At 53.5% G+C, this 564-nt stretch carries 1 rRNA gene; it reads left to right on the top strand.

Annotation, left to right across the window (positions count from 1 at the left end):
- Positions 1-564 (top strand): 23S ribosomal RNA (locus ACFPN5_RS25245); the annotation flags it as partial.

The following is a 564-nucleotide window of genomic DNA, read 5'->3' as shown; positions in this document are numbered from 1 at the left end:
GGTACGGTCGGACATCGTGCTAATAGTGCAATGGCATAAGCGTGCTTAACTGCGAGACCGACAAGTCGAGCAGGTACGAAAGTAGGACATAGTGATCCGGTGGTTCTGTATGGAAGGGCCATCGCTCAACGGATAAAAGGTACTCTGGGGATAACAGGCTGATTCCTCCCAAGAGTTCATATCGACGGGGGAGTTTGGCACCTCGATGTCGGCTCATCACATCCTGGGGCTGTAGCCGGTCCCAAGGGTATGGCTGTTCGCCATTTAAAGTGGTACGTGAGCTGGGTTTAAAACGTCGTGAGACAGTTTGGTCCCTATCTGCCGTGGGCGTTGGAAATTTGAAGGGGGCTGCTCCTAGTACGAGAGGACCGGAGTGGACGAACCTCTGGTGTACCGGTTGTCACGCCAGTGGCATTGCCGGGTAGCTAAGTTCGGAAGAGATAACCGCTGAAAGCATCTAAGCGGGAAACTTGCCTTGAGATGAGATTTCCCGGAGCCTTGAGCTCCTTGAAGGGTCGTTCGAGACCAGGACGTTGATAGGCTGGGTGTGGAAGTGCAGTAATG

Source organism: Massilia niabensis, from assembly GCF_042655085.1.
GTDB lineage: Bacteria > Pseudomonadota > Gammaproteobacteria > Burkholderiales > Burkholderiaceae_D > Telluria > Telluria niabensis.
This window is presented reverse-complemented; position numbering and strand designations above follow the sequence as displayed.